The 25,432-nt window shown below is 64.2% G+C and carries 21 protein-coding genes; 10 read left to right on the top strand and 11 right to left on the bottom strand.

The genetic code is table 11. The features are described from left to right. Nucleotides 1-106: 106 nt before the first annotated feature. Nucleotides 107-1,333: an ABC transporter substrate-binding protein gene (locus GGD62_RS10730; protein ID WP_183708406.1), complete on the top strand. Its 1,227-nt coding sequence runs from the start codon at nucleotides 107-109 to the stop codon at nucleotides 1,331-1,333. A gap of 136 nt (nucleotides 1,334-1,469) precedes the next feature. Here the strand turns inward: GGD62_RS10730 and GGD62_RS10735 are convergent, their stop codons facing one another. Then, nucleotides 1,470-1,895, bottom strand: a complete 426-nt coding sequence (locus tag GGD62_RS10735) for a DUF1330 domain-containing protein (RefSeq protein ID WP_018319523.1) — start codon at nucleotides 1,893-1,895, stop codon at nucleotides 1,470-1,472. Between the two features lie 182 nt (nucleotides 1,896-2,077). Between GGD62_RS10735 and GGD62_RS10740 the strand changes: the two genes are divergently transcribed. Continuing rightward, entirely contained in the window at nucleotides 2,078-4,291 is a 2,214-nt protein-coding gene (locus GGD62_RS10740; protein WP_183708407.1) for a transglycosylase domain-containing protein, read from the top strand. 353 nt (nucleotides 4,292-4,644) lie between these two features. Here the strand turns inward: GGD62_RS10740 and GGD62_RS10745 are convergent, their stop codons facing one another. The 4 genes from GGD62_RS10745 to GGD62_RS10760 form a co-directional block, all read right to left on the bottom strand. Continuing rightward, a complete protein-coding gene (locus GGD62_RS10745; protein ID WP_018319521.1) occupies nucleotides 4,645-5,484 on the bottom strand; it encodes a M48 family metallopeptidase in 840 nt (279 codons plus the stop codon). A 217-nt stretch (nucleotides 5,485-5,701) separates the two neighbouring features. After that, a complete protein-coding gene (locus GGD62_RS10750; RefSeq protein ID WP_018319520.1) occupies nucleotides 5,702-7,030 on the bottom strand; it encodes a polyhydroxyalkanoate depolymerase in 1,329 nt (442 codons plus the stop codon). 121 nt (nucleotides 7,031-7,151) lie between these two features. Then, a complete protein-coding gene (locus tag GGD62_RS10755) occupies nucleotides 7,152-7,970 on the bottom strand; it encodes an ABC transporter permease (protein ID WP_183708408.1) in 819 nt (272 codons plus the stop codon). Nucleotides 7,971-8,082: 112 nt separating this feature from the next. Beyond that, nucleotides 8,083-8,886, bottom strand: a complete 804-nt coding sequence (locus GGD62_RS10760; RefSeq protein ID WP_018319518.1) for an ABC transporter ATP-binding protein — start codon at nucleotides 8,884-8,886, stop codon at nucleotides 8,083-8,085. 104 nt (nucleotides 8,887-8,990) lie between these two features. On the opposite strand from GGD62_RS10760, the gene GGD62_RS10765 reads away from it, so the two are divergent. Beyond that, the gene (locus tag GGD62_RS10765) at nucleotides 8,991-10,313 is read left to right on the top strand and encodes an ActS/PrrB/RegB family redox-sensitive histidine kinase (RefSeq protein WP_183708775.1); all 1,323 of its coding nucleotides are present in this window, start codon (nucleotides 8,991-8,993) and stop codon (nucleotides 10,311-10,313) included. Between the two features lie 193 nt (nucleotides 10,314-10,506). Then, nucleotides 10,507-11,061 carry an ActR/PrrA/RegA family redox response regulator transcription factor gene (locus tag GGD62_RS10770; RefSeq protein ID WP_008141807.1) on the top strand — a complete coding sequence of 185 codons (555 nt, stop codon included), beginning with the start codon at nucleotides 10,507-10,509 and terminating at the stop codon, nucleotides 11,059-11,061. Between the two features lie 221 nt (nucleotides 11,062-11,282). On the opposite strand, the gene GGD62_RS10775 is transcribed toward GGD62_RS10770, so the two are convergent. Beyond that, nucleotides 11,283-11,774 carry an MmcB family DNA repair protein gene (locus tag GGD62_RS10775; RefSeq protein ID WP_018319516.1) on the bottom strand — a complete coding sequence of 164 codons (492 nt, stop codon included), beginning with the start codon at nucleotides 11,772-11,774 and terminating at the stop codon, nucleotides 11,283-11,285. Nucleotides 11,775-12,058: 284 nt separating this feature from the next. On the opposite strand from GGD62_RS10775, the gene GGD62_RS10780 reads away from it, so the two are divergent. Next, nucleotides 12,059-13,759, top strand: coding sequence for an alpha-amylase family protein (locus tag GGD62_RS10780; protein WP_183708409.1), 1,701 nt, complete (start codon nucleotides 12,059-12,061; stop codon nucleotides 13,757-13,759). Nucleotides 13,760-13,938: 179 nt separating this feature from the next. Here GGD62_RS10780 and GGD62_RS10785 read toward each other — a convergent pair whose 3' ends face one another. Further along, on the bottom strand, nucleotides 13,939-15,537 hold the full coding sequence (locus GGD62_RS10785; protein WP_183708411.1) for an alpha-amylase family glycosyl hydrolase: 1,599 nt from the start codon (nucleotides 15,535-15,537) through the stop codon (nucleotides 13,939-13,941). A gap of 162 nt (nucleotides 15,538-15,699) precedes the next feature. Here GGD62_RS10785 and GGD62_RS10790 point away from each other — a divergent pair, with 162 nt between their 5' ends. After that, a complete protein-coding gene (locus GGD62_RS10790) occupies nucleotides 15,700-16,380 on the top strand; it encodes an MBL fold metallo-hydrolase (protein WP_018319513.1) in 681 nt (226 codons plus the stop codon). 3 nt (nucleotides 16,381-16,383) lie between these two features. Here GGD62_RS10790 and GGD62_RS10795 read toward each other — a convergent pair whose 3' ends face one another. Next, nucleotides 16,384-16,752, bottom strand: a complete 369-nt coding sequence (locus GGD62_RS10795) for a helix-turn-helix domain-containing protein (protein WP_183708413.1) — start codon at nucleotides 16,750-16,752, stop codon at nucleotides 16,384-16,386. A gap of 137 nt (nucleotides 16,753-16,889) precedes the next feature. Between GGD62_RS10795 and GGD62_RS10800 the strand changes: the two genes are divergently transcribed. After that, entirely contained in the window at nucleotides 16,890-17,192 is a 303-nt protein-coding gene (locus GGD62_RS10800; protein WP_245323506.1) for a hypothetical protein, read from the top strand. 1 nt (nucleotide 17,193) lies between these two features. Here the strand turns inward: GGD62_RS10800 and GGD62_RS10805 are convergent, their stop codons facing one another. Beyond that, entirely contained in the window at nucleotides 17,194-18,387 is a 1,194-nt protein-coding gene (locus GGD62_RS10805) for a PHB depolymerase family esterase (RefSeq protein ID WP_183708417.1), read from the bottom strand. A 146-nt stretch (nucleotides 18,388-18,533) separates the two neighbouring features. Beyond that, complete coding sequence (locus GGD62_RS10810) at nucleotides 18,534-19,940, bottom strand: MFS transporter (RefSeq protein WP_183708419.1); 1,407 nt, start codon at nucleotides 19,938-19,940, stop codon at nucleotides 18,534-18,536. Nucleotides 19,941-20,294: 354 nt separating this feature from the next. Between GGD62_RS10810 and GGD62_RS10815 the strand changes: the two genes are divergently transcribed. Together GGD62_RS10815 and GGD62_RS10820 are read left to right on the top strand one after the other, a co-directional pair. Then, on the top strand, nucleotides 20,295-21,530 hold the full coding sequence (locus tag GGD62_RS10815; RefSeq protein WP_183708421.1) for an LLM class flavin-dependent oxidoreductase: 1,236 nt from the start codon (nucleotides 20,295-20,297) through the stop codon (nucleotides 21,528-21,530). A 148-nt stretch (nucleotides 21,531-21,678) separates the two neighbouring features. After that, nucleotides 21,679-23,055 carry a cytochrome P450 gene (locus tag GGD62_RS10820; RefSeq protein ID WP_026202195.1) on the top strand — a complete coding sequence of 459 codons (1,377 nt, stop codon included), beginning with the start codon at nucleotides 21,679-21,681 and terminating at the stop codon, nucleotides 23,053-23,055. Nucleotides 23,056-23,326: 271 nt separating this feature from the next. On the opposite strand, the gene GGD62_RS10825 is transcribed toward GGD62_RS10820, so the two are convergent. After that, nucleotides 23,327-24,166: an SDR family NAD(P)-dependent oxidoreductase gene (locus tag GGD62_RS10825; protein WP_018319506.1), complete on the bottom strand. Its 840-nt coding sequence runs from the start codon at nucleotides 24,164-24,166 to the stop codon at nucleotides 23,327-23,329. Nucleotides 24,167-24,345: 179 nt separating this feature from the next. On the opposite strand from GGD62_RS10825, the gene GGD62_RS10830 reads away from it, so the two are divergent. Next, entirely contained in the window at nucleotides 24,346-25,311 is a 966-nt protein-coding gene (locus GGD62_RS10830) for a sensor histidine kinase (protein WP_183708423.1), read from the top strand. Nucleotides 25,312-25,432 lie beyond the last annotated feature (121 nt).

Raw genomic sequence — 25,432 nt, forward strand, 5'->3', positions numbered from 1 at the left:
CCTTGCGTCGCAACAATCGTTCCTCCACACTCGCCCTCAGCGATGGCATCGGATGCGCAAGCGCGCGCCGAGAGATCATCGGCAATAACAACTGAGGGAATTGCGAATGAGGAATGGAATGCTGCATCTGGCCGCGGCTACGGCGCTGACCCTGGCGCTGTCGATCTCTGCGGCCAATGCCCAGAAGAAATATGATCCGGGCGCCAGCGACACCGAGATCAAGGTCGGACAGACTGTGCCGTTCTCGGGGCCGGCATCGGCCTATGCCACGATCGGCAAGACGCAGGCCGCCTATTTCAAGATGATCAACGACCAGGGCGGCATCAACGGTCGCAAGATCAACCTGATCCAGTATGACGACGCCTATTCGCCGCCGAAGGCGGTGGAGCAGGTGCGCAAGCTCGTCGAGAGCGACGAGGTGCTGCTGACCTTCCAGATCGTCGGCACGCCCTCGAACGCAGCGGTGCAGAAATATCTCAACTCCAAGAAGGTGCCGCAGCTGTTCGCCGCCACCGGCGCCTCGAAGTTCACCGATCCCAAGAACTTCCCTTGGACCATGGGCTACAACCCGAACTATTTCGTCGAGGGCCGCATCTACGGCCAGTACGTCCTCAAGGAGCATCCGAACGCCAAGATCGGCGTGCTTTATCAGAACGACGATCTCGGCAAGGACTATCTGAACGGCATCAAGGCCGGCCTCGGCGACAAGGCTGGCAAGATGATCGTGACGGAAGCCTCCTACGAGGTCTCCGATCCGACCGTCGATTCGCAGATTCTCAAGATCAAGGATGCCGGCGCCGACCTGTTCTTCAGCGCGACCACGCCGAAGCAGGCCGCGCAGGCGATCAAGAAGATCGCGGAGATGGGCTGGCATCCGGTGCAGATCGTCGACATCAACGCCACCTCGGTCGGCGCGGTGATGAAGCCGGCGGGCCTGGAGGCATCCAAGGGCGTGATCAGCGTCAACTACGGCAAGGATCCGCTCGATCCGGCCTGGAAGGACGATGCCGGCATGAAGAAATATTTCGACTTCATGGCGAAGTACTATCCTGACGGCGACAAGGATTCGAGCTTCAACACCTATGGCTACGGCACCGCCCAGCTGCTGGTGCACGTGCTGAAGCAGTGCGGCGACAACCTGACGCGCGAGAATGTCATGAAGCAGGCCGCCTCGCTGAAGGACTTCATCGGCGACACCGCGCTGCCCGGCATCAAGGCCAACACCTCGGCGACCGACTACCGCGTCAACAAGCAGCTTCAGATGATGAAGTTCAACGGCGAGCGCTGGGAGCTGTTCGGCCCGATCCTGGAGGATGCGGGTCCGGCGGGTTAGCTGCACACGCAACTTCGTAGGGTGGGCAAAGGCGCGCGAGCGCCGTGCCCACCATCTCTCCACAATCGCGACGAAAGTCGTGGGTACGCCCCGGGATGCGCATTCGCGCACCCCGGGGCTTTACCCACCCTACGAGCTACTCCGGTATCTCCCCAAAATTCTTCCCGATCGGCAGCACGGCGTGCCGGATCAGCCGCGAGTCCTCCACTGCGGCCTGGCGATGCTTGACCGCCTCGCGGTAGACGGGATCGCGGATCATCTCGACGAAGGCTCCGACATCAGGATATTCGGCGATGAAGCAATGGTCCCAGCGCTCGTCCTGCGGGCCGATCAGCATCAGCTCGAATCTGCCCTGCCAGATGATGCGGCCGCCGAGGCGTTCGAACACCGGGCCGCTCTCGCGGCCATAGGCCGCGTAGGCTTCGGCGCCGCTTGCCTTGCGGCCATCCGGATAGGCCGCCTCCTTGCGCAGACGTACCAGGTTGAGCATCTGGATCGGCCCTGGACGGTCGTTCTCCCGGAATTGCGCGAAAATCTCCTTGGTCGGATCGATATGGCCCATGCGTGCTTCCTCTGCGTGTTTCCTCGTGTTTTGTGCCGGCGATCCTAGCTCCGGCACGCAACCAGCGGAACTGCGGCGAGCGAATGCCGCACCTCCTAATCACGCGTTAACGCCGGGGTAACCGGGCCTTAAACAGCGACCGCTAGCGTGCGGCGGGGCGGGCTGACCGGGCGTTTTTGCGTATGGCGTGGGGAAAGAAAAAGGGTGGGCGGAAGGAGCCGCTGTTCGGCTTGCCCGCGGCGCTCGCCGATCTGCGCCTGACCCCTGCGGACCGCATCCCCGGCGGCGACGACAAGCCGAAGAAATCAACGAAATCATCCGCCAAGCGCAAGAGCGAGGATTCCGGTGACGAGCCGCCGCGCGAACGGAAGGCGCCGGCCAGCCGCAGCGGTGCCAAGCGGCGCACCAAGTCGCGCATCGGCGCCAGCATCGGCCGCCTGGTCTATTGGGGCGCGGTGCTCGGCCTGTGGGGCGCGATCGCCGTGATCGGCGTCGTGATCTATGTCGGCGCCCATCTGCCGCCGATCCAGTCGCTGGAGATCCCCAAGCGGCCGCCGACGATCCAGATCGTCGGCATCGACGGCAGCATGCTGGCGCAACGCGGAGAGATGGCCGGCGCCAATGTCTCGCTGAAGGACCTGCCGCCGTACCTGCCCAAGGCATTCATCGCCATCGAGGACCGCCGCTTCTATTCGCATTTCGGCATCGACCCGATCGGCATCCTGCGCGCCCTCGTCACCAACGTCATGCATCGCGGCGTCTCGCAGGGCGGCTCGACGCTGACGCAGCAGCTCGCCAAGAACCTGTTCCTGACCCAGGAGCGCACCATGCAGCGCAAGCTGCAGGAGGTGGAGCTTGCGATCTGGCTCGAGCGCAAGCATTCCAAGAACGAGATCCTGGAACTCTATCTCAACCGCGTCTATTTTGGCTCCGGCGCCTATGGCGTCGAAGCCGCCGCGCAGAAATATTTCGGCAAGTCGGCGAAGAACGTCACGGTTGCCGAGGCCGCGATGCTGGCCGGTCTTGTCAAATCGCCCTCGCGCCTCGCGCCGAACCGCAACCCCGAAGGCGCCGAAGCCCGCGCGCAAATCGTGCTCGCGGCGATGGCGGATGCAAAGTTCATCACCGATGCGCAGGCGCAGGCCTCGATCGGCCATCCCTCCTACAATGTGAAACCGGTCGGCGCCGGGACGGTCAATTACGTCGCCGACTGGATCGGCGAGGTGCTGGACGATCTGGTCGGCCAGATCGACGAGAGCATCAAGGTCGAGACCACGATCGATCCGAAACTGCAGAGCGTGGCGGAAGCCGCCATCATCGACGAGCTCGCGGCCAAGAGCGTGAAGTTCAATGTCAGCCAGGGCGCGCTGGTGGCGATGACGCCGGATGGTGCGGTGCGCGCCATGGTGGGCGGGCGGAACTATTCCGAGAGCCAGTACAACCGCGCTGTGACGGCAAAGCGCCAGCCGGGCTCCTCGTTCAAGCCGTTCGTCTATCTGACCGCGCTCGAGCAGGGCCTGACGCCTGATACGATGCGCCAGGACGCGCCAATCGAGGTCAAGGGCTGGCGACCCGAGAACTACACTCATGAATATTTCGGCGCGGTGACGCTGACGCAGGCGCTGGCGATGTCCCTCAACACCGTCGCCATTCGCCTCGGCCTCGAGGTCGGACCGAAGAATGTGGTGCGCACCGCGCACCGGCTCGGAATCTCCTCCAAGCTCGAGCCGAACGCCTCGATCGCGCTCGGCACGTCGGAAGTCTCGGTGGTCGAGCTGGTCGGCGCCTATGCGCCCTTCGCCAATGGCGGTCTCGCGGTGGCACCGCACGTCGTCACGCGGATCAAGACGCTGGGCGGCAAGCTGCTCTACATGCGCCAGCCTGAGGAGCGCAATCAGGTCATCGACCCCCGCTATGTCGGCATGATGAACGCGATGATGCGCGAGACGCTGATATCAGGCACCGCCAAGAAGGCCGAGATCCCGGGCTGGCCCGCGGCCGGCAAGACCGGCACCAGCCAGGATTACCGCGACGCCTGGTTCATCGGCTACACCGCAAGCCTCGTCACCGGCGTCTGGCTCGGCAATGACGACAATTCGCCGACCAAGAAGGCGACCGGCGGCGGCCTGCCGGTGGAAGTCTGGTCGCGCTTCATGCGCGCCGCGCACGAGGGTGTGCCGGTGGCGGCATTGCCGAGCACACAAGGTGGCTGGGGCCTGTCGAACCTCGCGCAGGCGGCTTCGCAGGTGTCGCCGCCGACGTTGGCAGCGCCCGGGCCGGCACCCGCGAGCAATGGCGGCTATCGCCCACCGCCGACGCGCGCCAATGCGCGGCCGGAGGCTGCGGCAGGGCTCGATGGCTGGCTGATGGACCGGCTGTTTGGCGGAAACCGTTAGGCGCGGCCTGAGGTCCGCGTGGCCTCAAGACAAAAACTGCGAAAACAACCCCATGCACAGTAGCCCGCGCTAACGATATCAACGGCTTGCGCGGGCCGCACAGACGCCTGAACTGCGCCTCGAAGTCAGCTCCACCACTTCGACAAGTCCCGCCAATCACGGCAGGATCAACCGAGGTGAGCTACTCCCCAAAAGCAAAAACACCAGCCGCTCCACTCTCCGCTGTCATGCCCCGCGGAAGCGGGGAATCCAGTACGCCGCGGCTTCTCGATTCAATCAGTGCTGTCTCGGCCTACTGGATCGCCCGGTCAAAGCCGGGCGATGACACCTTTCAAGACGTTTGCAGCGCGTCCCTAATCCTCGACCCCATACCGGTGCAGATCATTCCCGTAGGTATCGAGCCACTTCTTGGCGCGCTCCATCGACGGGCAGACTTTTCCGCACACGCGCCAGAACCGCGCCGAGTGGTTCATCTCGACGAGATGGGCGACCTCGTGCGCGGCGAGGTAGTCGAGCACGAAGGGCGGCGCCAGGATCAGGCGCCAGGAGAACGACAGCGAGCCGGCCGAGGTGCAGGAACCCCAGCGGCTGGACTGATCGCGGATCGAGAGGCGCTTGACCCTGACGCCGAGCTCGGCGGCGTAAGCCTCCGCCGATCGCTGCAGGTCGCGGCGCGCCTCGCGCTTGAGGAAGTCACTGACGCGGCGATCGACATGCTCGAGCCCGCCGGCGACGCAGAGAATGCGCTCCCCGCTGTCGCGCATCTCGGTCCACACCGTGCCGCGCGTGCCGGCGCGATGAACGATGCGATGCGGGGTGCCACGGAGCGGTATCACCGTGCCCGGCTGGAACGGCGCAGCCTTCGGCAAGCGACCGAGGCGCGCCGCGATCCACGCACCGTGGCGCTGCGCGAAGTCTTTCGCCTCGGCCAGCGTGCCGCGCGGCGGCATGGTGAGGATGGCTTCGCGATCGCTCGGATGAATTCTGAGCGTGTAACGGCGCGCGCGGCGGTGCCGGCGCAATCGGATGGCAAAAAATTGCGATCCATGGGTGATCAGGACGGTCTTGGGTTCGTGGGGCCGCCGATAGAGGAGAGCGCGAGTGGCCATGTCTGTCAGTCCGGGGGGCAGGAGGGCGCCCGGATTCTGCCATAACCGCCGCCAGGGAAAGCGCTCGGCGCAAAAACAAATCATTTGCCCAATATACAGCGGTCTGACGTCCGGGAGACCCTACAGACTGGGGTTGGAACCGGGTTTTTTCGCCCCCGCTGGACGCATGCGGCACCCCCAAGGGGTGAGGGAAGACTCACTCCTATAAAGCTACCTAAATACCGCGAATCTGGAGAGAACCAGGCCCGGCCGGAGCCTCCGGCAGGGCCTGAATTTTCGACGGGAAAGCCGAAAACGAAGGTTATTCGGCCGCGAGAGCCTGCAATGAGCTCGGATTCGCAGCTGAGACCATGAAGTCATGGATTCGCGGAACGATTTCCGACTTGAAGCGCGAGCCGTTGAACACGCCGTAATGTCCGACGCCCTTCTGGACGTAATGGACGCGGCGATGATCGGGGATCGAGCTGCACAATGTGTGCGTCGCTTCGGTCTGACCGAGACCCGAGATGTCGTCGTTCTCGCCTTCGACCGTCATCAACGCCACGCGCGTGACCTTGGAGGGGTCGACGCGTGTTCCGCGATGCGTCATCTCGCCCTTCGGCAGCGAATGTTTCACGAAAACGGTGTCGACCGTCTGCAGGTAATACTCGGCGGAGAGGTCCATCACCGCGAGATATTCGTCATAGAACTCGCGATGCTTGTCGACGAGGTCGCCGTCGCCCTTCACCAGATGGGCAAAGAGCTGCTTGTGGGCGTCCATGTGCCGGTCGAGATTCATGCTGATGAAGCCGTTGAGCTGCAGGAATCCCGGATAGACGTCGCGCATCATGCCGGGATGCGGGAACGGCACCTTGGTGATGACGTGGTTGCGGAACCAGTCGATACCGCGCTCCTGGGCGAGATTGTTCACCGACGTCGGATTGCGACGGGTGTCGATCGGGCCGCCCATCAGCGTCATCGAGGTCGGCACGAAGGGATCGCGCCGCGCTTCCATGATCGAAACGGCGGCGACCACCGGCACGGAGGGCTGGCACACCGCCATGACGTGGGTGTTGCCGCCGAGGACGTGCAGCATCTCGATGACGTAGTCGATGTAATCGTCGAGATCGAAGCGGCCATCGCTGAGCGGCACCATGCGGGCATCGGCCCAATCGGTGATGTAGACCTCATGTGCAGGCAGGAAGGCCTCGACCGTGCCGCGCAGCAGCGTCGCATAATGCCCGGACATCGGCGCCACGATCAGCACGCGCGGCTGCGGACTGCGCAGGGGACGAGCGAACTTGCGATCGAAGTAGAGCAGCCGGCAGAACGGCTTTTCCCAGACTGAGCGGACCTCGACGGGGACGCGGATGCCGTTGACCTCGGTGTCGTCGAGGCCCCATTCCGGCTTGCCGTAGCGGCGCGTGGTGCGCTCGAACAATTCGCAGGCCGCGGCAACCGACTTGCCGACCTCGGTGCGCGCCCAGGGGTTGAGAGGATTCTGAAACAGCAGCTTGGTCGCGTCAGTGACCGCACGTGCCGGATTGAGAGAGGCGTGCGCCATCTCGTACATCCAGTACATCGGCGTCGTCAGGACCGGACTGCCTTCTGCAGCCAGGGGCGGTGCGCCGCCGAACTCACCAATAGGCATCGCTATATCCCTCTTCGCATCGCAGCATACTGCCGAATGCGCAATATTGCGTCAATGCATGGTTCCGTACATCTACGTGGCGGAGACGGGTAAATCGGCCTGAATCCACGGGAAAGTGACGTTATTCGCCGCCCGACAGCAGCGAGCCGTGCTTCTTGGCGCTGCGCAAAAGGGCAAGGAATGCCCAAAAAGATGCAACCAGGAGTACTGCGTTGATGGCCAACGCCTCCAGCATCAGATCGGTCCTAAAGGTCTGCTCGATCAGCAGCGCGCGCATCCCCTCGAAGGCATAGGTCGGCGGTAATGCCCAAGCGACGTATTGCAGCCAGACCGGCAACACGCTGACGGGATAGTAGACGCAGGCGAGCGGCAGGATCGCGAACATCAGGGTCCAGACTATGCTCTCGGCGCCGAGGCCGTTTCGCAGCACGAGACCCGACACGAAGATGCCGACCGACCAGCTCGTGAAGATCAGATTGCAGAAGAATGCGATCAGCGGCAGGCCCAGGGCATAGACATTGAAATGAAACATGAACAGCGCGAGCAAGGTCATCGGAATGATCCCGATCGCAAGCCGGATCAGGCTCATGACCATCAGCGACAGCAGAAACTCGATCGGCCTCAAGGGGCTCATCATGAGGTTGCCGATGTTGCGCGCCCACATCTCCTCCAGGAACGAGATGGAGAAGCCGAGCTGCCCGCGAAACAGGATGTCCCAGAGGATGACGGCGCCGATCAGCGTGCCGCCGGCGCGCGCGAAGAAATTGGAATTCTCGGCGATGTAATACTGGATGAAGCCCCAGGTGATGACCTGCAGCGCCGGCCAGTACAGCAATTCGAGCAGCCGCGGCCAGGACGACAGCAGGAGGTACCAGTAGCGCAGGATCATCGCGCCGATGCGATGGACGGAGATGCCGCGGTGGAGGGTGAGGCCGGTCATGGCACGCTCCCGTTGCCCGGATGGAGCGCAGCGCAATCCGGGAATCGTGCCACATGCGACAGGGGTCCCGGATTACGCTTCGCTTTATCCGGGCTACGAAGACGGCTCCCGCTCACCTTGCTGCCTCCTTCGCGCCGTTCACCCGGCCGCGCGCAACGTCCAGAAACACCTCCTCCAGCGTGGTGCGATTGTAGCGCGCCATGATCGCCTCCGGCGTGTCGTCGTCCTCGATGCGACCGCGCTTCATGATGATGACGCGATCGCACAGCCGCTCGACCTCGAGCATGTTGTGCGAGGCCAGAAGGATGGTGGCGTTGTTGTCCTTGCGATAACGCTCCAGATGCGCCCGCACCCAGTCGGCGGTATCCGGATCGAGCGAGGCGGTCGGCTCGTCCAGCAGCAGCAGCTCGGGCCGGTTGATCAGCGCCTTGGCGAGCGCGACGCGGGTCTTCTGCCCGGCGGACAGCTTGCCGTTGGCGCGGTCGATGAAATCGGTGAGATCAAGATCGTCAGCGAGCTCGGCGATGCGCTCCGACAGGTTCTTCACCGCATAGAGCTTGCCGAACACGGTGAGATTCTGCCGCACCGTGAGTCGCATCGGCATGTCGACATACGGGCTCTCGAAATTCATCCGCCCCAGCACGGCAGCGCTCTCCTCCGGCATCCGATGTCCGAGCACCTGCACGCGGCCGGAGGTCGGCAGCACCAGGCCCATGATCATCGCGATGGTCGTGGTCTTGCCGGCGCCGTTGCCGCCCAGAAGCCCGGTGATGCTGCCACGCGGCAGCGAAAAGGAGATGTCGTCGACCGCGCGGGTCTGCTTGTAGATCTTGACGAGGTGCTCGACCGCGATCGCCGCGGACGAGCTGCGCTCCGCGACAGTGGGCCGACTTGAAGCCTTGTCATTCTCGGTCATGCTGGTCGTTCTTCTGCTATTGCAGCGGATAGCGCAAGGCTTGTAAATCCGGTGGTTCCGCGAGCCCAGCGTTTGTGATCTGGAAGGCACCCCCATTGGCCGATCTGACTGAAATTGCTGCTTCCGACTTTCGCCACGCGCAGCGGCATATCCGCCTGGACACGATCCTGCGGCTGCGCTGGCTGGCGGTGCTGGGCCAGCTCGCCGCGATCTTCATCGTGGCGCAGGGGTTGGAATTCAACGTCGAGATCGTCCCCTGCGTCAGCATCATCGCCTTGTCGGCAGCACTCAATCTGGCGCTCCAGACCGCGGCCAATCCGATGCAGCGGCTGGAGCCGATGCAGGCGGCCGGACTGCTCGCGCTGAACATCGTGGAACTGGCGGGCCTGCTGTATTTCACCGGCGGACTGCAGAACCCGTTCTCGTTCCTGTTCTTGGCGCCGGTGCTGATCTCGGCCACGGCGCTGCCGGCGCGCTTCACGTTCGGCCTCGGCGTGCTCGCGGTGGCCTGCGCCTCGGTGCTGTTCTTCTTCCATTTGCCGCTGCCGTGGGATTCCGATGATCCGCTGGTGCTGCCGCCGATCTATCTCGTCGGCGTCTGGCTCTCGATCGTGCTCGCGATCGGCGTCACCAGCCTCTACTCGTTCCAGGTGACCGAGGAGGCGCGCAAGCTTGCGGACGCGCTGGCCGCGACCGAGCTGGTGCTGACGCGCGAGCAACACCTGACCCAGCTCGACGGGCTCGCAGCCGCGGCCGCGCACGAGCTCGGCACGCCGCTGGCGACGATCTTCCTGATCTCGCGCGAGCTGGAGAAGACGGTGAAGGACGCCAGCTTTGCCGCCGACCTGAAGACGTTGCGCGAGCAGACCCAGCGTTGCCGCGACATATTGAGCAAGATCACCCAGCTCTCCTCCACCGGCGCGCCGTTCGACCGCATGAAGCTGTCGGAGCTGATCGAGGAGGTGGTGGCCCCGCACCGCGATTTCGGCGTCGAGATCAAGGTGCGGATCGCGGTCGCCGCCGTGTCCGAGCCGGTCGGCTCGCGCAATCCGGCAATCCTGTACGGCGTCGGCAACATCGTCGAGAACGCGGTCGATTTCGCCCATACCACCGTCGAGGTGAACGCGTGGTGGAACAAGGACACGATCGAGCTTCTGATCTCCGACGACGGCCCCGGCATTCCGCCCGATATCCTGAACCGGATCGGCGAGCCCTATCTGTCGCGGCGGCGAACCACGGATGACGGCGGCGGTGAGCGACGCGGTCTCGGATTGGGCGTGTTCATCGCGCGCACCTTGCTGGAACGCACCGGCGCCAAGGTCTTGTTTACCAACCGGATCTTTCCGGAACACGGCGCGGTGGTGCAGCTCACTTGGCCGCGACAGCGTTTTGAGGCTATCGAGAGCCTCGAAGAAACAATAGGATAGGGCATGATCCCGGAAAAGTGTTCAGCGGTTTTCCGATAGGATCATGCGAAAACAAGAATCGCGAGCGCGATGACCTTCATCGCGCTTGTGGCCGCGACCTTGCGTCGCACAACAGGGCCGATCGACTATCGGCGGCCTTGGCACCGCTCGATTGCGAGGCCATATGTAGTCGCGTTGGAGAGAGGACAAAACCTTGAACGCCATCGCCGAACTGAACGAACAGACCGACCGCTCGCTGCTCATCGTGGAGGACGACAAGCCGTTCCTGGAGCGGTTGTCGCGCGCCATGGAAACGCGCGGCTTTGCGGTGACGTCATGCGACACCGTCTCGGATGGTCTTGCGCAGATCGGCAAGGCAGCGCCGGCATTCGCCGTAGTGGATTTGCGGCTCGGCGACGGCAACGGCCTCGACGTGGTCTCGGCGCTGAAGAAGAAGCGCCCGGATGCGCGCGCGATCGTGCTGACCGGCTACGGCAACATCGCCACCGCCGTCACCGCGGTGAAGATGGGCGCGATCGATTATCTCTCCAAGCCAGCGGATGCCGACGACGTCGTCGCGGCGCTGCTGTCGACCAGCGCGGAGAAATCCGAGCTGCCGACCAACCCGATGTCCGCCGACCGCGTGCGCTGGGAGCACATCCAGCGCATCTACGAGATGTGCAACCGCAACGTTTCGGAAACGGCGCGGCGGCTCAACATGCACCGCAGGACGTTGCAGCGCATTTTGGCCAAACGCGCGCCGCGATAATTTACGGCAATCAGCAACCTATCCCCGTCACCCTGAGGTGGCCGCTCCTTCAGCGGCCCTCGAAGGGCGACGGCCCGGCCACATCGCGGGATGACGGAACGACAGGTCTCGTAGGGTGGGCAAAGGCGCAAAGCGCCGTGCCCACGATCTGTAAGAGCTGGATAGAGACCGTGGGCACGCTTCGCTTTGCCCACCCTACGGCACCGATGTTTGCGGCGCCGCTACTCCCAAAAATCCGCATGCCCCTGCGGATCGACCAGGCGGTTGATGCGTAAGGCTGCCGCCATTCCAAACCGCACCGTCATCTGCTTCCTCGTCGCGGCAGCCAGCTTGTGCTCGGGCGCTTCGCATTGCATGTGCGCGCCATAGGCGTCGGCGATGATCAGGCCGGTGCCTTCCGGAAAGATCTCGCACGGCAGGTCCTGCGTGAAGGCGAAGAACAGCCGGTCGCAATGGGCACGGTATTCATGCCATTTCTGATCGGTGCGCAGATCCTCCACCGACGATTTGATCTCGACGATCCAGATCTCGCCACGCTCGTTCAGCGCCACCAGATCGGCGCGCCGGCCCGAGGGCAGCGGCAATTCGCTGATGCAGGTAAAGCCGAGCGAACGTAAGAGCCGCGCGGTGCCGCGCGCGACCGCGAGCGCCGTTTCCGACTGGCGGCGATCGGGTGGCGGCACCAGGGCGATGTTGCGGGCCGTGCTGTCCATGGGGGGAGAGTAGCCGATTCCGTATGGGGCGGACACCATCCAATAGAGGCGAGCTGTCACCACACACTCCATGTCGTCCCCGCGAAAGCGGGGACCCAGAACCCCAGGGAGAGGTTTGGCGAAGACTCGTCATTCGGTACTTCGACCACTGCAATCGAGAGATCCCGCGGTATGGATCCCCGCGTTCGCGGGGACGACACCGAGGATGGGACGCGGAACCTCCCCTCCCCCACGAACTTATCACGCAGCCGCCGCACCTCGGCGGAACCACCGAGGCTGCGCGGATGATCGACGATCTCTGGTACAAGAACGGGGTAATCTACTGCCTTTCCGTCGGCTCCTATATGGACGCCAACGGCGACGGCGTCGGCGACTTCAAGGGCCTGCTCCGCCGGCTCGATTATCTGCACGGCCTCGGCATCACCACGATCTGGCTGATGCCGTTCCAGACCTCGCCCGGCCGCGACGACGGCTACGACATCGCCGACTATTACAGCGTCGATGCCTGTTACGGCACGCTCGGCGATTTCGTCGAGTTCGCCCATGGCTGCAAGCAGCGCGGCATCCGCATCATCATCGATCTCGTCGTCAACCACACCTCGGACCAGCATCACTGGTTCAAGGAGGCGCGGCGCGACAAGAACTCGCCGTATCGCGACTGGTATGTGTGGGCTGACAAGAAGCCGGCCGGTGCCGACAAGGGCATGGTGTTTCCCGGCGTGCAGAAAACGACCTGGACGCGCGATAAGGAAGCGGGCGCGTATTACTTCCACCGCTTCTACGATTTCCAGCCCGACCTCAACACCTCGAACCCGCATGTGCAGGCCGAGATCCTGAAGATCATGGGGTTCTGGATCCAGCTCGGCGTCTCCGGCTTCCGCATGGACGCCGTGCCCTTCGTGATCGCGACCAAGGGCGCGAAGGTGAAGAAGCCGGTCGAGCAGTACGACATGCTGCGCGCGTTCCGCGAATTCCTGCAGTGGCGGCAGGGCGACGCCATCATCCTCGCTGAAGCCAATGTGCTGCCGAAGACGGACATGGAATATTTCGGCCGCGACGCCGACCGCATGCATATGATGTTCAACTTCCACGTCAACCAGCACCTGTTCTATGCGCTGGCCTCCGCAGATTCGCGGCCGCTGGCGAAGGCGTTGAAGGCGACCAAGCCGCGGCCGGCGACCGCGCAATGGGGCCTGTTCCTGCGCAATCACGACGAGCTCGATCTGGGACGGTTGACCAAGGCGCAGCGCGACACCGTGTTCAGGAATTTCGGTCCCGACAAGGATATGCAGCTGTACGACCGCGGCATCAGGCGGCGCCTCGCGCCGATGCTCGGCGGCGACCGCCGGCGGCTCGAGCTCGCCTACAGCCTGATGTGCACGCTGCCGGGAACGCCCGTGATCCGCTATGGCGACGAGATCGCGATGGGCGACGATCTCTCACTGCCGGAACGCAATTGCGCGCGCACCCCGATGCAATGGTCGACCGAGCCGCATGGTGGCTTCACCAAGAGCAACAAGCCGGCCTGCCCCGTGATCGACAAGGGGCCCTACGGCTACCCGCACGTCAACGTCGCCAAGCAGCGGCGCGACCCCAACTCGATGCTGAATTGGACCGAGCGCATCGTCCGCATGCGGAAAGAGGTGCCGGAGGTCGGCTGGGGCGACTTCGCCATCATTCCGGTGCGCGATCCCGCCGTGTTCATCATGCGCTACGACTGGCGCAACAATTCGGTGCTGTTCGTGCATAATCTCGACGAGAAGCCGCGCGAGATCGCGTTCTCAGCCGGGCTGCCGGATGAGGCCGGCGCGCACCTGATCAATCTGCTTGCGGAGGACCACAGCCACGCCGACAAGCGCGGCCAGCACCGAATCGTGCTGGAGCCGTATGGGTATCGCTGGTACCGCGTCGGCGGGCTGGATTATCTGTTGAAGCGGAGCGATATCGACGGGGATACGGTGCGGGGGAAGAAGCATCCGGGGTAAGAGTATCTACGCATCGCTATACTCCACCGCAGCCATACCCTCCGCTGTCGTCCCCGCGAAAGCGGGGACCCATAATCACAGGGAGAAGTGTGGGGCGCGCTGGTCACTCCGAGTCTTCGCAAAACAACTCCCTGTGGTGATGGGTCCCGGATCTGCGCTGCGCTTGTCCGGGACGACAGCTAGGGTGGGGCGACAATCACCCCCTCATTGCCACGCAGATCCAGTACACCTTCAATGCGCTCGCCGTCGCGATCCAGGAACGTTGACAGCAGTATACTGCTGCCGAAACGAATCGCACTCGTCGTCACCGCGACCGGATCGGGGCCGAGATTGAGCGCCACGATCACCGCCTGCCCCTCGGCTTCGCGGCGATAGATCAGGAGATCGCCTTGCGCCGCGATCGGATGATAATCGCCCGCGACCAGCGGCGGACTGCTCTTCCGCAGGGTGATCAGGCGCTTGTAGAGGTTGAGGATCGAGCGCGCATCGGCTTCGAGATTGACGACATTGTCGCGCACATAGTGCTCCGGCAGCGGCAGCCACGGCCGCGCCGCCGAGAAGCCGGCGAATTCGGTCGCATCCCACTGCATCGGCGTGCGGCAGCCGTCGCGGCCGACACCGATGCCGGGCACGTTCTTCTCGAAGGGGTCGCGGACATCCTCCGGCGCGATCGCCACCTGGTGCATGCCGATCTCGTCGCCGTAATAGAGCGTCGGCGTGCCGCGCAGCGTCAGCAGCAGCATGGCGGCGACGCGGGCCTGCTCGGACCCGACGCGGCTTGCGACCCGCGGGCGGTCGTGATTGCCGAGCACCCAGTTCGGCCAGGCGCCGCGCGGTAGCGCCTTCTCGTAATCCTCGATGATCGTCTCGATCGAGCGCGCGCTCCAGAAGGTCGAGAGCAGCGCGAAATTGAACGGCATCTGCGCGCCGGTGAGATCGTTGCCGTAATAGGCCATGAGACGGTGCAGCGGCAGATAGATCTCGCCGATCAGCACGCGGGCTCCGAATTCATTGGTGACACGCCGCATCTGCGAGATCACGTCATGCACCTCCGGCTGGTCGGTGGAGTATTGCGTCATGATCCTTTCATTCGGTGGCCGTCCCTCGACGTAATGCGGATTGGGCGGGTTGTCGCGGAATTCGGCATCCTTGATCAGGTGCCAGATCACGTCGACGCGAAAGCCGTCGACGCCCTTCTCAAGCCAAAACCGCATCACGTCGTAGATCGCGGCGCGGACGTCAGGATTGCGCCAGTTCAGGTCCGGCTGCTGGGCGAGGAAGGCGTGGTAATAATATTGCCCCGTGGTCTCATCGAACTGCCACGCGCTGCCACCGAACTCGGACAGCCAGTTGTTCGGCACTCCGCCGTCGGGTGCCGGATCGCGCCAGATGTACCAGTCGCGCTTGGGATTGTCGCGCGAGGCGCGGCTCTCGACGAACCAGGGATGCTGGTCCGAGGTGTGGTTCGGCACGAGGTCGAGGATCAGCTTCAGGCCGTTGTCGTGGGCGGCCGCGATCAGCGCATCGAAATCTTCCATCGTGCCGAACAGCGGCTCGATGCCGGTATAGTCGGCGATGTCATAGCCGAAATCTTCCATCGGTGAGGGGAAGATCGGTGACAGCCAGATCGCATCGACGCCGAGCGATTTGACGTAAGGCAGCCGCTGCAAAATGCCGGCTAGATCGCCGACGCCGTCACCGTTCGAGTCCTGAAACGAGCGCGGGTAGATCTGATAGAAGATGCCGTCGCGCCACCAGTTTTCGTTGCTCTGAGCCATGCGGGAAGACCACCCATAATCTGCGTCTTGCGCGGGAGAACGCGACAACACCGCCCCGGTTCAAATTGGCAGGCCAATTGGGACGGCCGTGTGACGATTGTTCCCGGGCGCGGTGACGAATCTTTTGCTTGGCGGCCTGGCAAAAATCGGCATTGTGGCGCCATGACCGAGCAAAATAACAGCCAAGACTCTTCGCAAGCCAAGGCCGGCGCGATCATCGTTCCCGTGACGCTGTTCGAGCAGAACTGCACCATCATCTGGGACGAGCCCAGCAAGAAGGCCGTGGTGATCGATCCCGGCGGGGACGTGCCGAAGATCCTGGACGCGATCAAGCAGACCGGCGTCACCGTGGAGAAGATCTGGCTGACCCACGGCCATATCGACCATGTCGGCGGCGCGGCCGATCTGCGCGATGCGCTGAAGGTGCCGATCGAGGGGCCGCATGAAGCGGACAAGTTCCTGCTCGACAATGTGGTCGAGAGCGGCGCACGCTTCGGCATGACCGGCGTGCGCAATTTCGCGCCGGACCGCTGGCTCGCCGAAGGCGACAGCGTGTCGATCGGCAGCTTGCAATTCGATATTTTCCACTGCCCCGGCCACTCGCCCGGCAGCGTGGTGTTCTTCAACAAGGAGCTGCGCTTCGCTCATGTCGGCGACGTCCTGTTCGCCGGCTCGGTCGGGCGCACCGATTTGCCCGGCGGCAGTCACGCCACGCTGATCAACTCGATTTTGACAAAACTGCTGCCGCTCGGCGACGACGTCGGCTTCATCTGCGGCCACGGCGCCGGCTCCAGCATCGGCCAGGAGCGGATGACCAATCCGTTCATCACCGGCGAGATGTGAGGTTTATTCCGCCGCGTCCACAAGCGTGGCGGTCTCACTGAGGTGACGATCGCCCCATTCGCGGATCGCCGCGACGACCGGCACGAAGCTCTTGCCCTTGCGGGTCAGGCGATACTCGACCTTCGGCGGCACCTCGCCGAAATCCTTGCGGTCGATCAGGCCGCTTTGTGTCAGGGCCTTCAATTCACGGCTGAGCACGCGCGGGGTGATCTCGGCGCTGCCTTCCGTGCCGCGCAAAAGGCCGCTGCGGATCTCGCCATAGCGGCGCGGGCCGTCCTTGAGATCCCAGACGATGCGCAGCTTGTACTTGCCGCTGATCATCTTCTGAAAGGCCGCGACCGGACAGGTGCGCGCCGGGTTCGCCTTCGCCATGTCGTCTCCTCCACGCGTTAGCCACGCCTCAGGATAGGAGCGACGTCGAAAAAGTCCATACTATCAATTTTGTCCATACTTGCAGGATCGCTTGCAAGCCGCAGATGATGGCGCACACGACGAACAGGGAGCGTCACATGAAGCACTTCATGATCAGATATGAATTCAGGAACGGTACGACGGAGGCCTGGCACCAGGAGGTCGGCCGCTTCATCAAGGCGATCGACGGCGATCCGGAGTTGACGGGCCGGATCGGCTATCGCGTCTTGAAGAACCGCGACGACGGCAGCTATTTCCATCTCGCCAGCGTCGCTGACGATGCCGCGCAAAAAGCGCTGCAATCGCGCGACTTCTTCAAAGCCTATCAGGAGATGACGCGGAAGGTCGCCGGCGGCGAGGTGACGGTGACGCCGATCGAATGGATCGGTCAGACGGCCTGAACTACTTCATCAGCCCCGCGGCGGTCAGTGCGCGCGTGATGATCTGGCCGAGATCGAAGCCGCGAGCCTCCTCGCGCGTCGGCTCGGCCGGCTGTTCGGCGACCGCGGCGCGGATCGAGCGGGCGAGATGCGGCGCGGGCGTCAAGGCCGGCTGCGCGGCAGGCTTGCTTGTAGACTTGCCGGTAGGCTTGGCCTCCGCCTTTGCAGCGTCTGCAATCCAGCCGGTGAGGCCGAAGAACTTTGCGATGTGATAGGACGAGGAAATACCGGCCTCGATCAGGAATGCGCCTTCCACGCCGTAGCGCTGGTCGTTGTCGGCAAGCCCGAGCGGCGTGCCGTGCGCCATGTCGGTGATGGCGTAGGACTCGACCAGCGTCTCGCCGTCCTTGCCCCACCACGCCTGGCGCGGATAGCCGTCGACATTGGTCTCCGCCATCGGCGCTTCCGGCAGATCATGCAGATCGAGCCACTGCTTGACGATCTCGTTGGCATTGCCGGGATTGACGGTGCGGTCGGCGCTGCCGTGCCACACCGAAACCTTCGGCCAGGGGCCGCGATAATCCGAGGCATTGCGCACGAGATCGCCGAGCTCGCGCGCGGGACGCACCGGGGAATGAAACATGCCGTCCAGCGCCTCGCGCAAATTCGAGGCGATGCCATAGGGCAGTCCGGCAATGACCGCGCCGGCCGCGAAGGCTTCCGGATAGGTCGCGAGCATCACCGACGTCATGCCGCCGCCGGCGGACAGGCCGGTGATGAAGACGCGCCTGGGATCGATGCGATGCGCCTCCGCCATATGCGCGATCATCTCGCGGATCGAATGCGCCTCGCCGCTGTCCCGCGCCGTATCTTCCGGATTGAACCAGTTGAAGCAGGTGTTGCCGTTGTTGATCCGCTGCTGCTCGGGCATCAGCAGCGCGAAGCCATAGTGCTTGGCGAGCGTCGACCAGCCCGCGCCGAGATCGTAACCGGCTGCCGTCTGCCCGCAGCCATGCAGCACGACGACCAGCGCGCGCGGCTTCTGCAACTGCGCCGGCACGAACGCGAACATGCGCAAGGCGCCCGGGTTTTCGCCAAAGCCGGTGACCTCTTCCAATGGACTGGACGCATCCGCGCTGCGGCCGAGTTCGGCAAAGCGCAGACCGTCCAGCCTCGGCAGACGTCTCAACAGATCAACATTTTTGGCTAACGACACGGCAACTTCCTGGTGGGCGACTTTCAACGTTCAGCCAAACCAGATAGTTGCTGCATTGCAAAATAAAAAGACCGTGCGCTGTCCATCCACGAAAATCACGGTAAATCCCGCCGAAATCCGCACGTATTAACCGCAATGCCTCAACTTCATGCAGATGCGCGACGCATCCACGACAGAAATGCGGCGCAGATCATGATTAATGTCACAAACAGCACAAGCGAGACCAGAAATCCTGCGCGCGCTGATTGCAAGGCATCGACGGCGAAGAATACCGCGCCGATTGCGGCCACTCCGGCCGCATTTCCGATCTGCGCAGTCGTGCCGTAGATGCCGGAGGCCGAGCCTGCGGCGACGGGCTTGACGGTCGAGAGCACCGCGCCGGAGAGCGGCGCCATCACCAGTCCCTGGCCGTAGCCGAAAATGATCATGGCGAACGCCAGCAGAAGCGGCGATGGCGCATTGATACAGGCTGCAACAAGCGCGAGCGCGGCGAGGCCTGCGATCTGCAGCGCGCAGCCTTCGATCAACACCTTGGTGCCGCGATGACGCGCCCGCGCGCCGCTGTGGCGCGAGGCCACGACGAAAGCGAGCGCGAGCGGGATGAATGCCATGCCGGCTGAGAGCGGCGGGATCTTCAGGCCGCGCTGCATGAACAGCGTCATGACGAGGTAGAAGGAGAGATTGGCAAGGAAGAAAAAGAAGGCGGCGCCAAGCCCGCGCAGGAAAGCGGCATCCGCCAGCAGCGTGAGGTCGATCAACGGCATGCCGCCGGCACGCGCGACGGCGTGCTCGAGCTTCAGGAACGCTACGAGGACGGCGCCGCCGATCGCCATCACGGCCCACAGCCAGGGAGCCCAGCCGACATCGTGACCAAACAGCAGCGGGCCGATCAGGCACAGCAGCCCCGCGAACAGGACCATGCTGCCCTGGATGTCGAGCCTCGTCCCTGATCGCCGCGGCACCGACGGCATGATGCGCCAGGCGGCAGCCACAATGACGAGGCCGCAGGGAACGTTGACGAAGAACACCGAACGCCAGCCGGTGCCGGCAAGGTCAATCGTCACCAGCAGACCGCCGAGCAGGAAGCCTGCGGCACCGGCCAGCCCCAGCACGATCCCGTAGATGGCGAAGGCGCGGCTGCGCGATTCGTCCGTGAACAGGAGATGCAGCGTCGCCAGCACCTGGGGCACCATCAGCGCCGCGGTCGCGCCCTGCGCCAGGCGGGCGATGATCAGCTCCACGCCGGACTGCGCGAGCCCGCACCACAGCGAGGTCGCCGTAAAGCCGAGCACGCCGGCCAGGAAGATAGTCTTGGTGCCGTGGACGTCGCCAAGCCGGCCCCCGGTGACGACAAGCGTGGCGTAGGCGATCAGGTAGATCGCGATCACGGATTCGATCTGCGCCGGCGTGGCCTGCAGATCGACCGCAATGGTCGGAATGGCGACGTTCACGATGAAGGCATCGACGCCGAACATGAACTGGGCGGCCACGACGATGGCCAGCACCCACCAGCGGCGGGACGAATCGATTTGTTGTGTGACGATCTGATGCATCGGCGCGTGACCCTGGATTACCGTGCCGATGATTTCAGGTCTCGCGCGGTGTCACGATTACCTCGGAGGTAGGATTCGTGTGCTTCGCCTCTACCCGCTTGCGGGGAGAGGCCGGAATTCAAACGCAGTTCGAATTCCGGGTGAGGGGGAGCTTCCGCGAGGCGCACTGCCACCGAAATTGCTGAAGGAGCCCCTCACCCCAACCCTCCCCCCGTAAGAACGGGGAGAAGGGGAAGACTCAACGCATGCATGCCTGCATTCCGCCGCGCGGGACACCGCGCGATTGCGTTCGTGCCATCAGGCACGTAGCTTCACCGCCTCAACAAACAGAAAATCAAAGCCGGAGAGAACGCCATGGCGCGCCTGAAGTTCGGAGCCTTCCTTGCCCCGCATCACCCGATCGGGGAGCATCCGATGCTCCAGTTCCGGCGCGACCTCGACCTGGTCGAGCAGCTCGATGCGCTCGGCTATGACGAGTTCTGGTGCGGCGAGCATCATTCCTCGGGGTGGGAGATGATCGCCTCGCCCGAGATGTTCCTGGCCGCGGCGGGCGAGCGCACCAAGCGGATCAAGCTCGGCACCGGCGTGGTGTCGCTGCCCTATCATCATCCCTACAATGTCGCCCAGCGCATGGTGCAGCTCGACCACATGACCGGCGGTCGCGCCATCTTCGGCTCCGGCCCCGGCGCGCTGGCCTCCGACGCACACACGCTCGGCATCGACCCGATGACACAGCGCGACCGCCAGGACGAGGCCATCGGAATCATCCGCCGCCTCTTCAACGGCGAGCGCGTCACGGCGAAGAGCGACTGGTTCACGATGAATGACGCCGCGCTGCAGATCCTGCCGTTGCAGGAGGAGATGCCGTTCGTCGTGGCCTCGCAGATCTCGCCCTCCGGCATGACGCTGGCCGGCAAATACGGCATCGGCATCATCTCGTTGGGCTCGATGACGACGCAGGGGCTGATGTCGCTGCAGCAGCAATGGCAGTTTGCGGAGGACGCCGCGAAGAAGCACGGCACCAAGGTCGACCGCGCCGACTGGCGCGTGCTGCTGACCTTCCACATCGCCGAGACCCGCGAGCAGGCGCGCAAGGAAGCCGGCGCCGGGCTGATGCGCTGGCACAACGAATATAATGTCGGTACGCTGCAGCGGCCGGGCCTCACTGCGTTCTCCTCGCCCGACGAAGCCGTGGACAAGACCGCCTTCGTCGAGGGCGCGGCCTCCACCATCGGCACGCCCGACGATCTCGTCAAAGCCATCAAGAACGTGATGCAGGTCTCCGGCGGCGTCGGCGCCATCATCGGTTTCGTGCACGACTGGGCCAATCCGGAAGCGACGCGCCGGAGCTGGGACATGGTGGCGCGCTACGTCGTGCCGGAGATCAACGGCTATATCGACGGTCTGCGCAGGTCGCAAAAATTCGTGATCGAGAACCGCGCCATTTTCGAGCGTGCGGGCCAGGCCGTGATGGCCAAGATCATGGAGAACGAGAAGGCCGCCGAGGCGCTGAAGATGACCGGCCCAGGCCGCGTCGCCATCCCCGCCGTCAATGCGCCGGATCTGCAGAAGGAAGCGGCGAAGCGGTAGGACGCACTCCACTCGTCGTCCCGGGGGGCGCGTGGCGCGAACCCGGGACGACGGCCGTGGGTGTGACGATTTTGTGCGCAAGACGACCGCAGCTCATCGCGGCCGGATCGTGCTATGTTCGCGGCGCCTGCCAACCGGAGCAATCGTCATGTCGATGCAGAATGTGGCCGCACCGGCGCCCGACTATACCGCGCCCAAGCGCAACGCCCTGACGCACATTCCCGGCGACGAGGGATGGCCGATCATCGGCAAGACCTTCCAGGTGCTGGCCGATCCCAAGGGCCACATCGAGGCGAACGGCGCCAAATACGGCCCGGTCTACCGCACCCATGTGTTCGGCGAGACCAACGTCGTGCTGCTCGGGCCCGAGGCCAACGAGCTCGTGATGTTTGACCAGCAAAAGCTGTTCTCCTCGACCCACGGCTGGAACAAGGTGCTCGGCCTGTTGTTTCCGCGCGGATTGATGCTGCTCGATTTCGACGAGCACCGGCTGCACCGCAAGGCGCTGTCGGTCGCGTTCAAGTCCGGACCGATGAAATCCTACCTGGCCGATCTCGACCGCGGCATCTCCGCGCGGGTCGCCCAGTGGAAAGCCAAGCCCGGCGAGATGCAGCTCTACCCCGCGATGAAGCAGCTCACGCTGGACCTCGCCGCAGCGTCCTTCCTCGGCGCCGATATCGGGCCGGAGGTCGACGAGATCAACCGCGCCTTCGTCGACATGGTCGCGGCTGCCGTCGCGCCGATCCGCCGTCCCCTTCCGGGCACCCAGATGGCCGCCGGCGTCAGGGGGCGCAAACGCATCGTCGCCTATTTCCGCGAGCAGATCCCGCTTCGCCGCGGCAATCACGGCGGCGATGATTTGTTCTCCCAGCTCTGCCGCGCCACCCATGAGGACGGCGCGCTGCTGTCCGAGCAGGACATCATCGACCATATGAGCTTCCTGATGATGGCGGCGCACGACACGCTGACCTCGTCGCTGACCTCCTTCATCGGCGAGCTCGCCGCCAATCCGGACTGGCAGGACAGGCTACGCGCGGAAGTTCTCGCGCTCGGGCTCGCGCCGGGCGCGCCGAGCAGCTTCGACGATCTCGAAAAGATGCCGCTGTCCGAGATGGCGTTCAAGGAGGCGCTGCGGATCAAGCCGCCGGTGCCTTCGATGCCGCGCCGCGCCATGCGCGACTTCACCTTCAAGGGCTTTACGATTCCCGCCGGCACCGCGGTCGGCGTCAATCCGCTCTATACCCATCACATGAAGGACATCTGGCCGGAGCCGGATCGCTTCGATCCCTTGCGCTTCACCGAAGAGGCGCAACGGGGTCGCCACCGCTTCGCCTGGGTCCCGTTCGGCGGCGGCGCGCATATGTGCCTCGGGCTGCACTTCGCCTACATGCAGGCAAAATGCTTCGCGCGGCACTTCTTGCAGAACATCGAGGTGTCGCTGGAGCCCGGCTACAAGCCGGACTGGCAGATGTGGCCGATCCCGAAGCCGCGCGACGGGTTGCGGGTGAGAGTGCGGGCGGTTTAGCCTCACGTGTCCCGGACGCGGCGAAGCGCGAGCCGGGACCCAGAATGCTGCGATCGAGTAGGTGGAGAGATGGGCCCCGGCTCTGCAGCGCACCGCACCGGACGATGCTTCGCATCGCCGGGGGCGCTGCGCTGCGTCCGGGGCACGAGATCTCGTAGGGTGGGCAAAGGCGCAGAGCGCCGTGCCCACGATTTGCCGCTGTGGAACGGGTTGGTGGGCACGGCGCGCGAAGAGCGCGCCTTTGCCCACCCTACGGCACCGTCTCCGTCGCTTACGCCCCCTGATCGAACGCCTTGCGCAAGGCCACATAGCCCTGCTGCTGCTGGCTCCAGTTGCGGCCGCCGGTCATGGCGCCATCCACGACGAGGTCGTGGCCGTTGATGAAGCTGGATTCGTCGCTGGCCAGGAACACCGCGGCCTGGGCGATGTCATCGGGAAGGCCCGCGCGCGGGATCGGCTGCGCGGTCTTGTAGACCTCGCGCATCACCGCCGGCGTCTTCTCCGCAGCATCGGTCGAGAGCCCGAGCGCCTTGCCGAAGATTCCGGTCGCGATCGCGCCCGGCGAGATCGCGTTGACGCGCACGTTGGACTCGCCAAGCTCCATCGCCACGCATTTGGTGAGATGGATCACCGCCGCCTTGGCCGCGCTATAGACCATCGAGGATGAGAAGCCGGCGAGGCGGCCGGCGATGCTGCCATTGTTGATGATGCTGCCTGAGCCCTGCCTCTTCATGTGGGGCGCGGCGTGCTTCATGCCGAGCATGACGCTGCGCACCAGCGTCGCCATCGCCGCATCGAAGCGCTCGACCTCGAGGCCTTCGATGCCGCCGGTCTGCGCCGGGCCGCCGGCATTGTTGAACAGGCAGTCGATCCGGCCGAACTTGTCCACGGCGAGCGCGATCAGCGCCTGCATCTGTGCTTCGACCGTCACGTCGGTCTGGCGGAAGATGCAGTTGGCGCCGAGCTGCTTGGCCAGGGCTTCGCCCTCCGGTAGACGCCGCCCCGCGATCACAATTTTGGCACCTTCGGCAACGAAGACTTCCGCAGTGCGCAATCCGATCCCGCTCGTCGCCCCCGTAATCACCGCAACCTTGCCGTCCAGCCTGCCCATGGAATGTTCCTGTTTTCGAACGATTTGATGCCAAATGGCGAACATCGGCCGCTGCCATCGCAGCGGTGGCCACTATCTCTGCCTGTCTGCGGCAAGGCAAGCTATGCTTGCGCGGACGGGATGCGTAACATCCTGATGGGCCGCTCGATTTTCGAACGCATATCGCAACTGGGCTGCGCATGGGGAAGCTGATCGAGGAATTCCGCAGGGGTTGGCAGGGTGCGGCGCCGCCATCGCTTGGTCTGAGCATTGCCTTTGCGGTGGCCTGCCTGCTGATTGCGACGCTGACGCGCTGGGCCCTCGCCCATGTGCGGCCCGACGTCTACTTCACGCCCTATTTCCCCGCCGTATTCTTCGCCGCCGCATTCGGAGGCTTCCGGATCGGAATCTTGACCGCGCTGGTCGGCGGCATGCTCGGCGTCGTCGTGAATTTCGGCGATGCCTTTGCCGATCGGGCGCGGTTTGCCCTGCTGGCACTGTATTGGGCGGTCTGCGCGCTCACCATCTGGGGCGTCGAGCACTATCGCACGATGCTCGCGGAGCAGCGCCGGATCTCCAAGCGCCTGATCGAGGAAGAAGAGTATCGCAAACTGCTGGTCGACGAGCTCCAGCACCGGCTCAAGAACAAGCTGTCGACGGTGCACGCGGTGCTGCACCAGGTGCTGCACGACCACCCGCAGGTCTGGGCCCGGGTCGATCCGCGGCTGCGCTCGCTGGCCGCGACCGACGATCTGATCTCGCGGATCGACAAGGCCGGCTGTGACATCCGCGACCTCCTGATCTCGGAGCTCGGCCCCTACGGCCATGTTCGCTTCACCCTCAATGGCGATCGACTGTTCCTGCCGCCGAAGCTCGCGGTCACCCTGTCATTGATGTTTCACGAACTCGCCACCAATGCGGGCAAGTACGGCGCATTTTCCGCGCCGCGCGGTCTACTGCAGGTGTCATGGACCGTCAGCGACGACCGCCTGATCATCACCTGGGACGAGACCGAGGGTCCGAGTGTGGATGAGGTGTCCGAGCCCGGCTTCGGCACCAAGCTGCTGAAATCGGCACTATCGTCCTTCGATGGCAGGACCGAGATCTCTTACTTGAAGACCGGGCTGCATTGCATCATGCAGTGCCGCATCCCCCGAAGCGAATAGCATCGCGCGTCAAGCGAAAGCCGGCCCGCGTGCCGCCCGCAGTTTCGCACGCGCTGTTGACCCTCTGTTAATGACGATCGTCGGCGCGCGTCGCAACGCCGCAAGTTTCCTCCAAAACACC

Source organism: Bradyrhizobium sp. ERR14 (genome assembly GCF_014198235.1).
In the GTDB taxonomy this organism is placed as follows: domain Bacteria; phylum Pseudomonadota; class Alphaproteobacteria; order Rhizobiales; family Xanthobacteraceae; genus Bradyrhizobium.

Coding starts and splice junctions, on each gene's coding strand:
- GGD62_RS10820 (WP_026202195.1), top strand. CDS start 21,679: ATGTCGATGCAGAATGTGGCCGCACCGGCGCCCGACTATACCGCGCCC.
- GGD62_RS10780 (WP_183708409.1), top strand. CDS start 12,059: ATGATCGACGATCTCTGGTACAAGAACGGGGTAATCTACTGCCTTTCC.
- GGD62_RS10810 (WP_183708419.1), bottom strand. CDS start 19,940: ATGCATCAGATCGTCACACAACAAATCGATTCGTCCCGCCGCTGGTGG.
- GGD62_RS10830 (WP_183708423.1), top strand. CDS start 24,346: ATGGGGAAGCTGATCGAGGAATTCCGCAGGGGTTGGCAGGGTGCGGCG.
- GGD62_RS10785 (WP_183708411.1), bottom strand. CDS start 15,537: ATGGCTCAGAGCAACGAAAACTGGTGGCGCGACGGCATCTTCTATCAG.
- GGD62_RS10800 (WP_245323506.1), top strand. CDS start 16,890: ATGAAGCACTTCATGATCAGATATGAATTCAGGAACGGTACGACGGAG.
- GGD62_RS10740 (WP_183708407.1), top strand. CDS start 2,078: ATGGCGTGGGGAAAGAAAAAGGGTGGGCGGAAGGAGCCGCTGTTCGGC.
- GGD62_RS10775 (WP_018319516.1), bottom strand. CDS start 11,774: ATGGACAGCACGGCCCGCAACATCGCCCTGGTGCCGCCACCCGATCGC.
- GGD62_RS10790 (WP_018319513.1), top strand. CDS start 15,700: ATGACCGAGCAAAATAACAGCCAAGACTCTTCGCAAGCCAAGGCCGGC.
- GGD62_RS10755 (WP_183708408.1), bottom strand. CDS start 7,970: ATGACCGGCCTCACCCTCCACCGCGGCATCTCCGTCCATCGCATCGGC.
- GGD62_RS10760 (WP_018319518.1), bottom strand. CDS start 8,886: ATGACCGAGAATGACAAGGCTTCAAGTCGGCCCACTGTCGCGGAGCGC.
- GGD62_RS10825 (WP_018319506.1), bottom strand. CDS start 24,166: ATGGGCAGGCTGGACGGCAAGGTTGCGGTGATTACGGGGGCGACGAGC.
- GGD62_RS10735 (WP_018319523.1), bottom strand. CDS start 1,895: ATGGGCCATATCGATCCGACCAAGGAGATTTTCGCGCAATTCCGGGAG.
- GGD62_RS10750 (WP_018319520.1), bottom strand. CDS start 7,030: ATGCCTATTGGTGAGTTCGGCGGCGCACCGCCCCTGGCTGCAGAAGGC.
- GGD62_RS10730 (WP_183708406.1), top strand. CDS start 107: ATGAGGAATGGAATGCTGCATCTGGCCGCGGCTACGGCGCTGACCCTG.
- GGD62_RS10745 (WP_018319521.1), bottom strand. CDS start 5,484: ATGATTTGTTTTTGCGCCGAGCGCTTTCCCTGGCGGCGGTTATGGCAG.
- GGD62_RS10815 (WP_183708421.1), top strand. CDS start 20,295: ATGGCGCGCCTGAAGTTCGGAGCCTTCCTTGCCCCGCATCACCCGATC.
- GGD62_RS10795 (WP_183708413.1), bottom strand. CDS start 16,752: ATGGCGAAGGCGAACCCGGCGCGCACCTGTCCGGTCGCGGCCTTTCAG.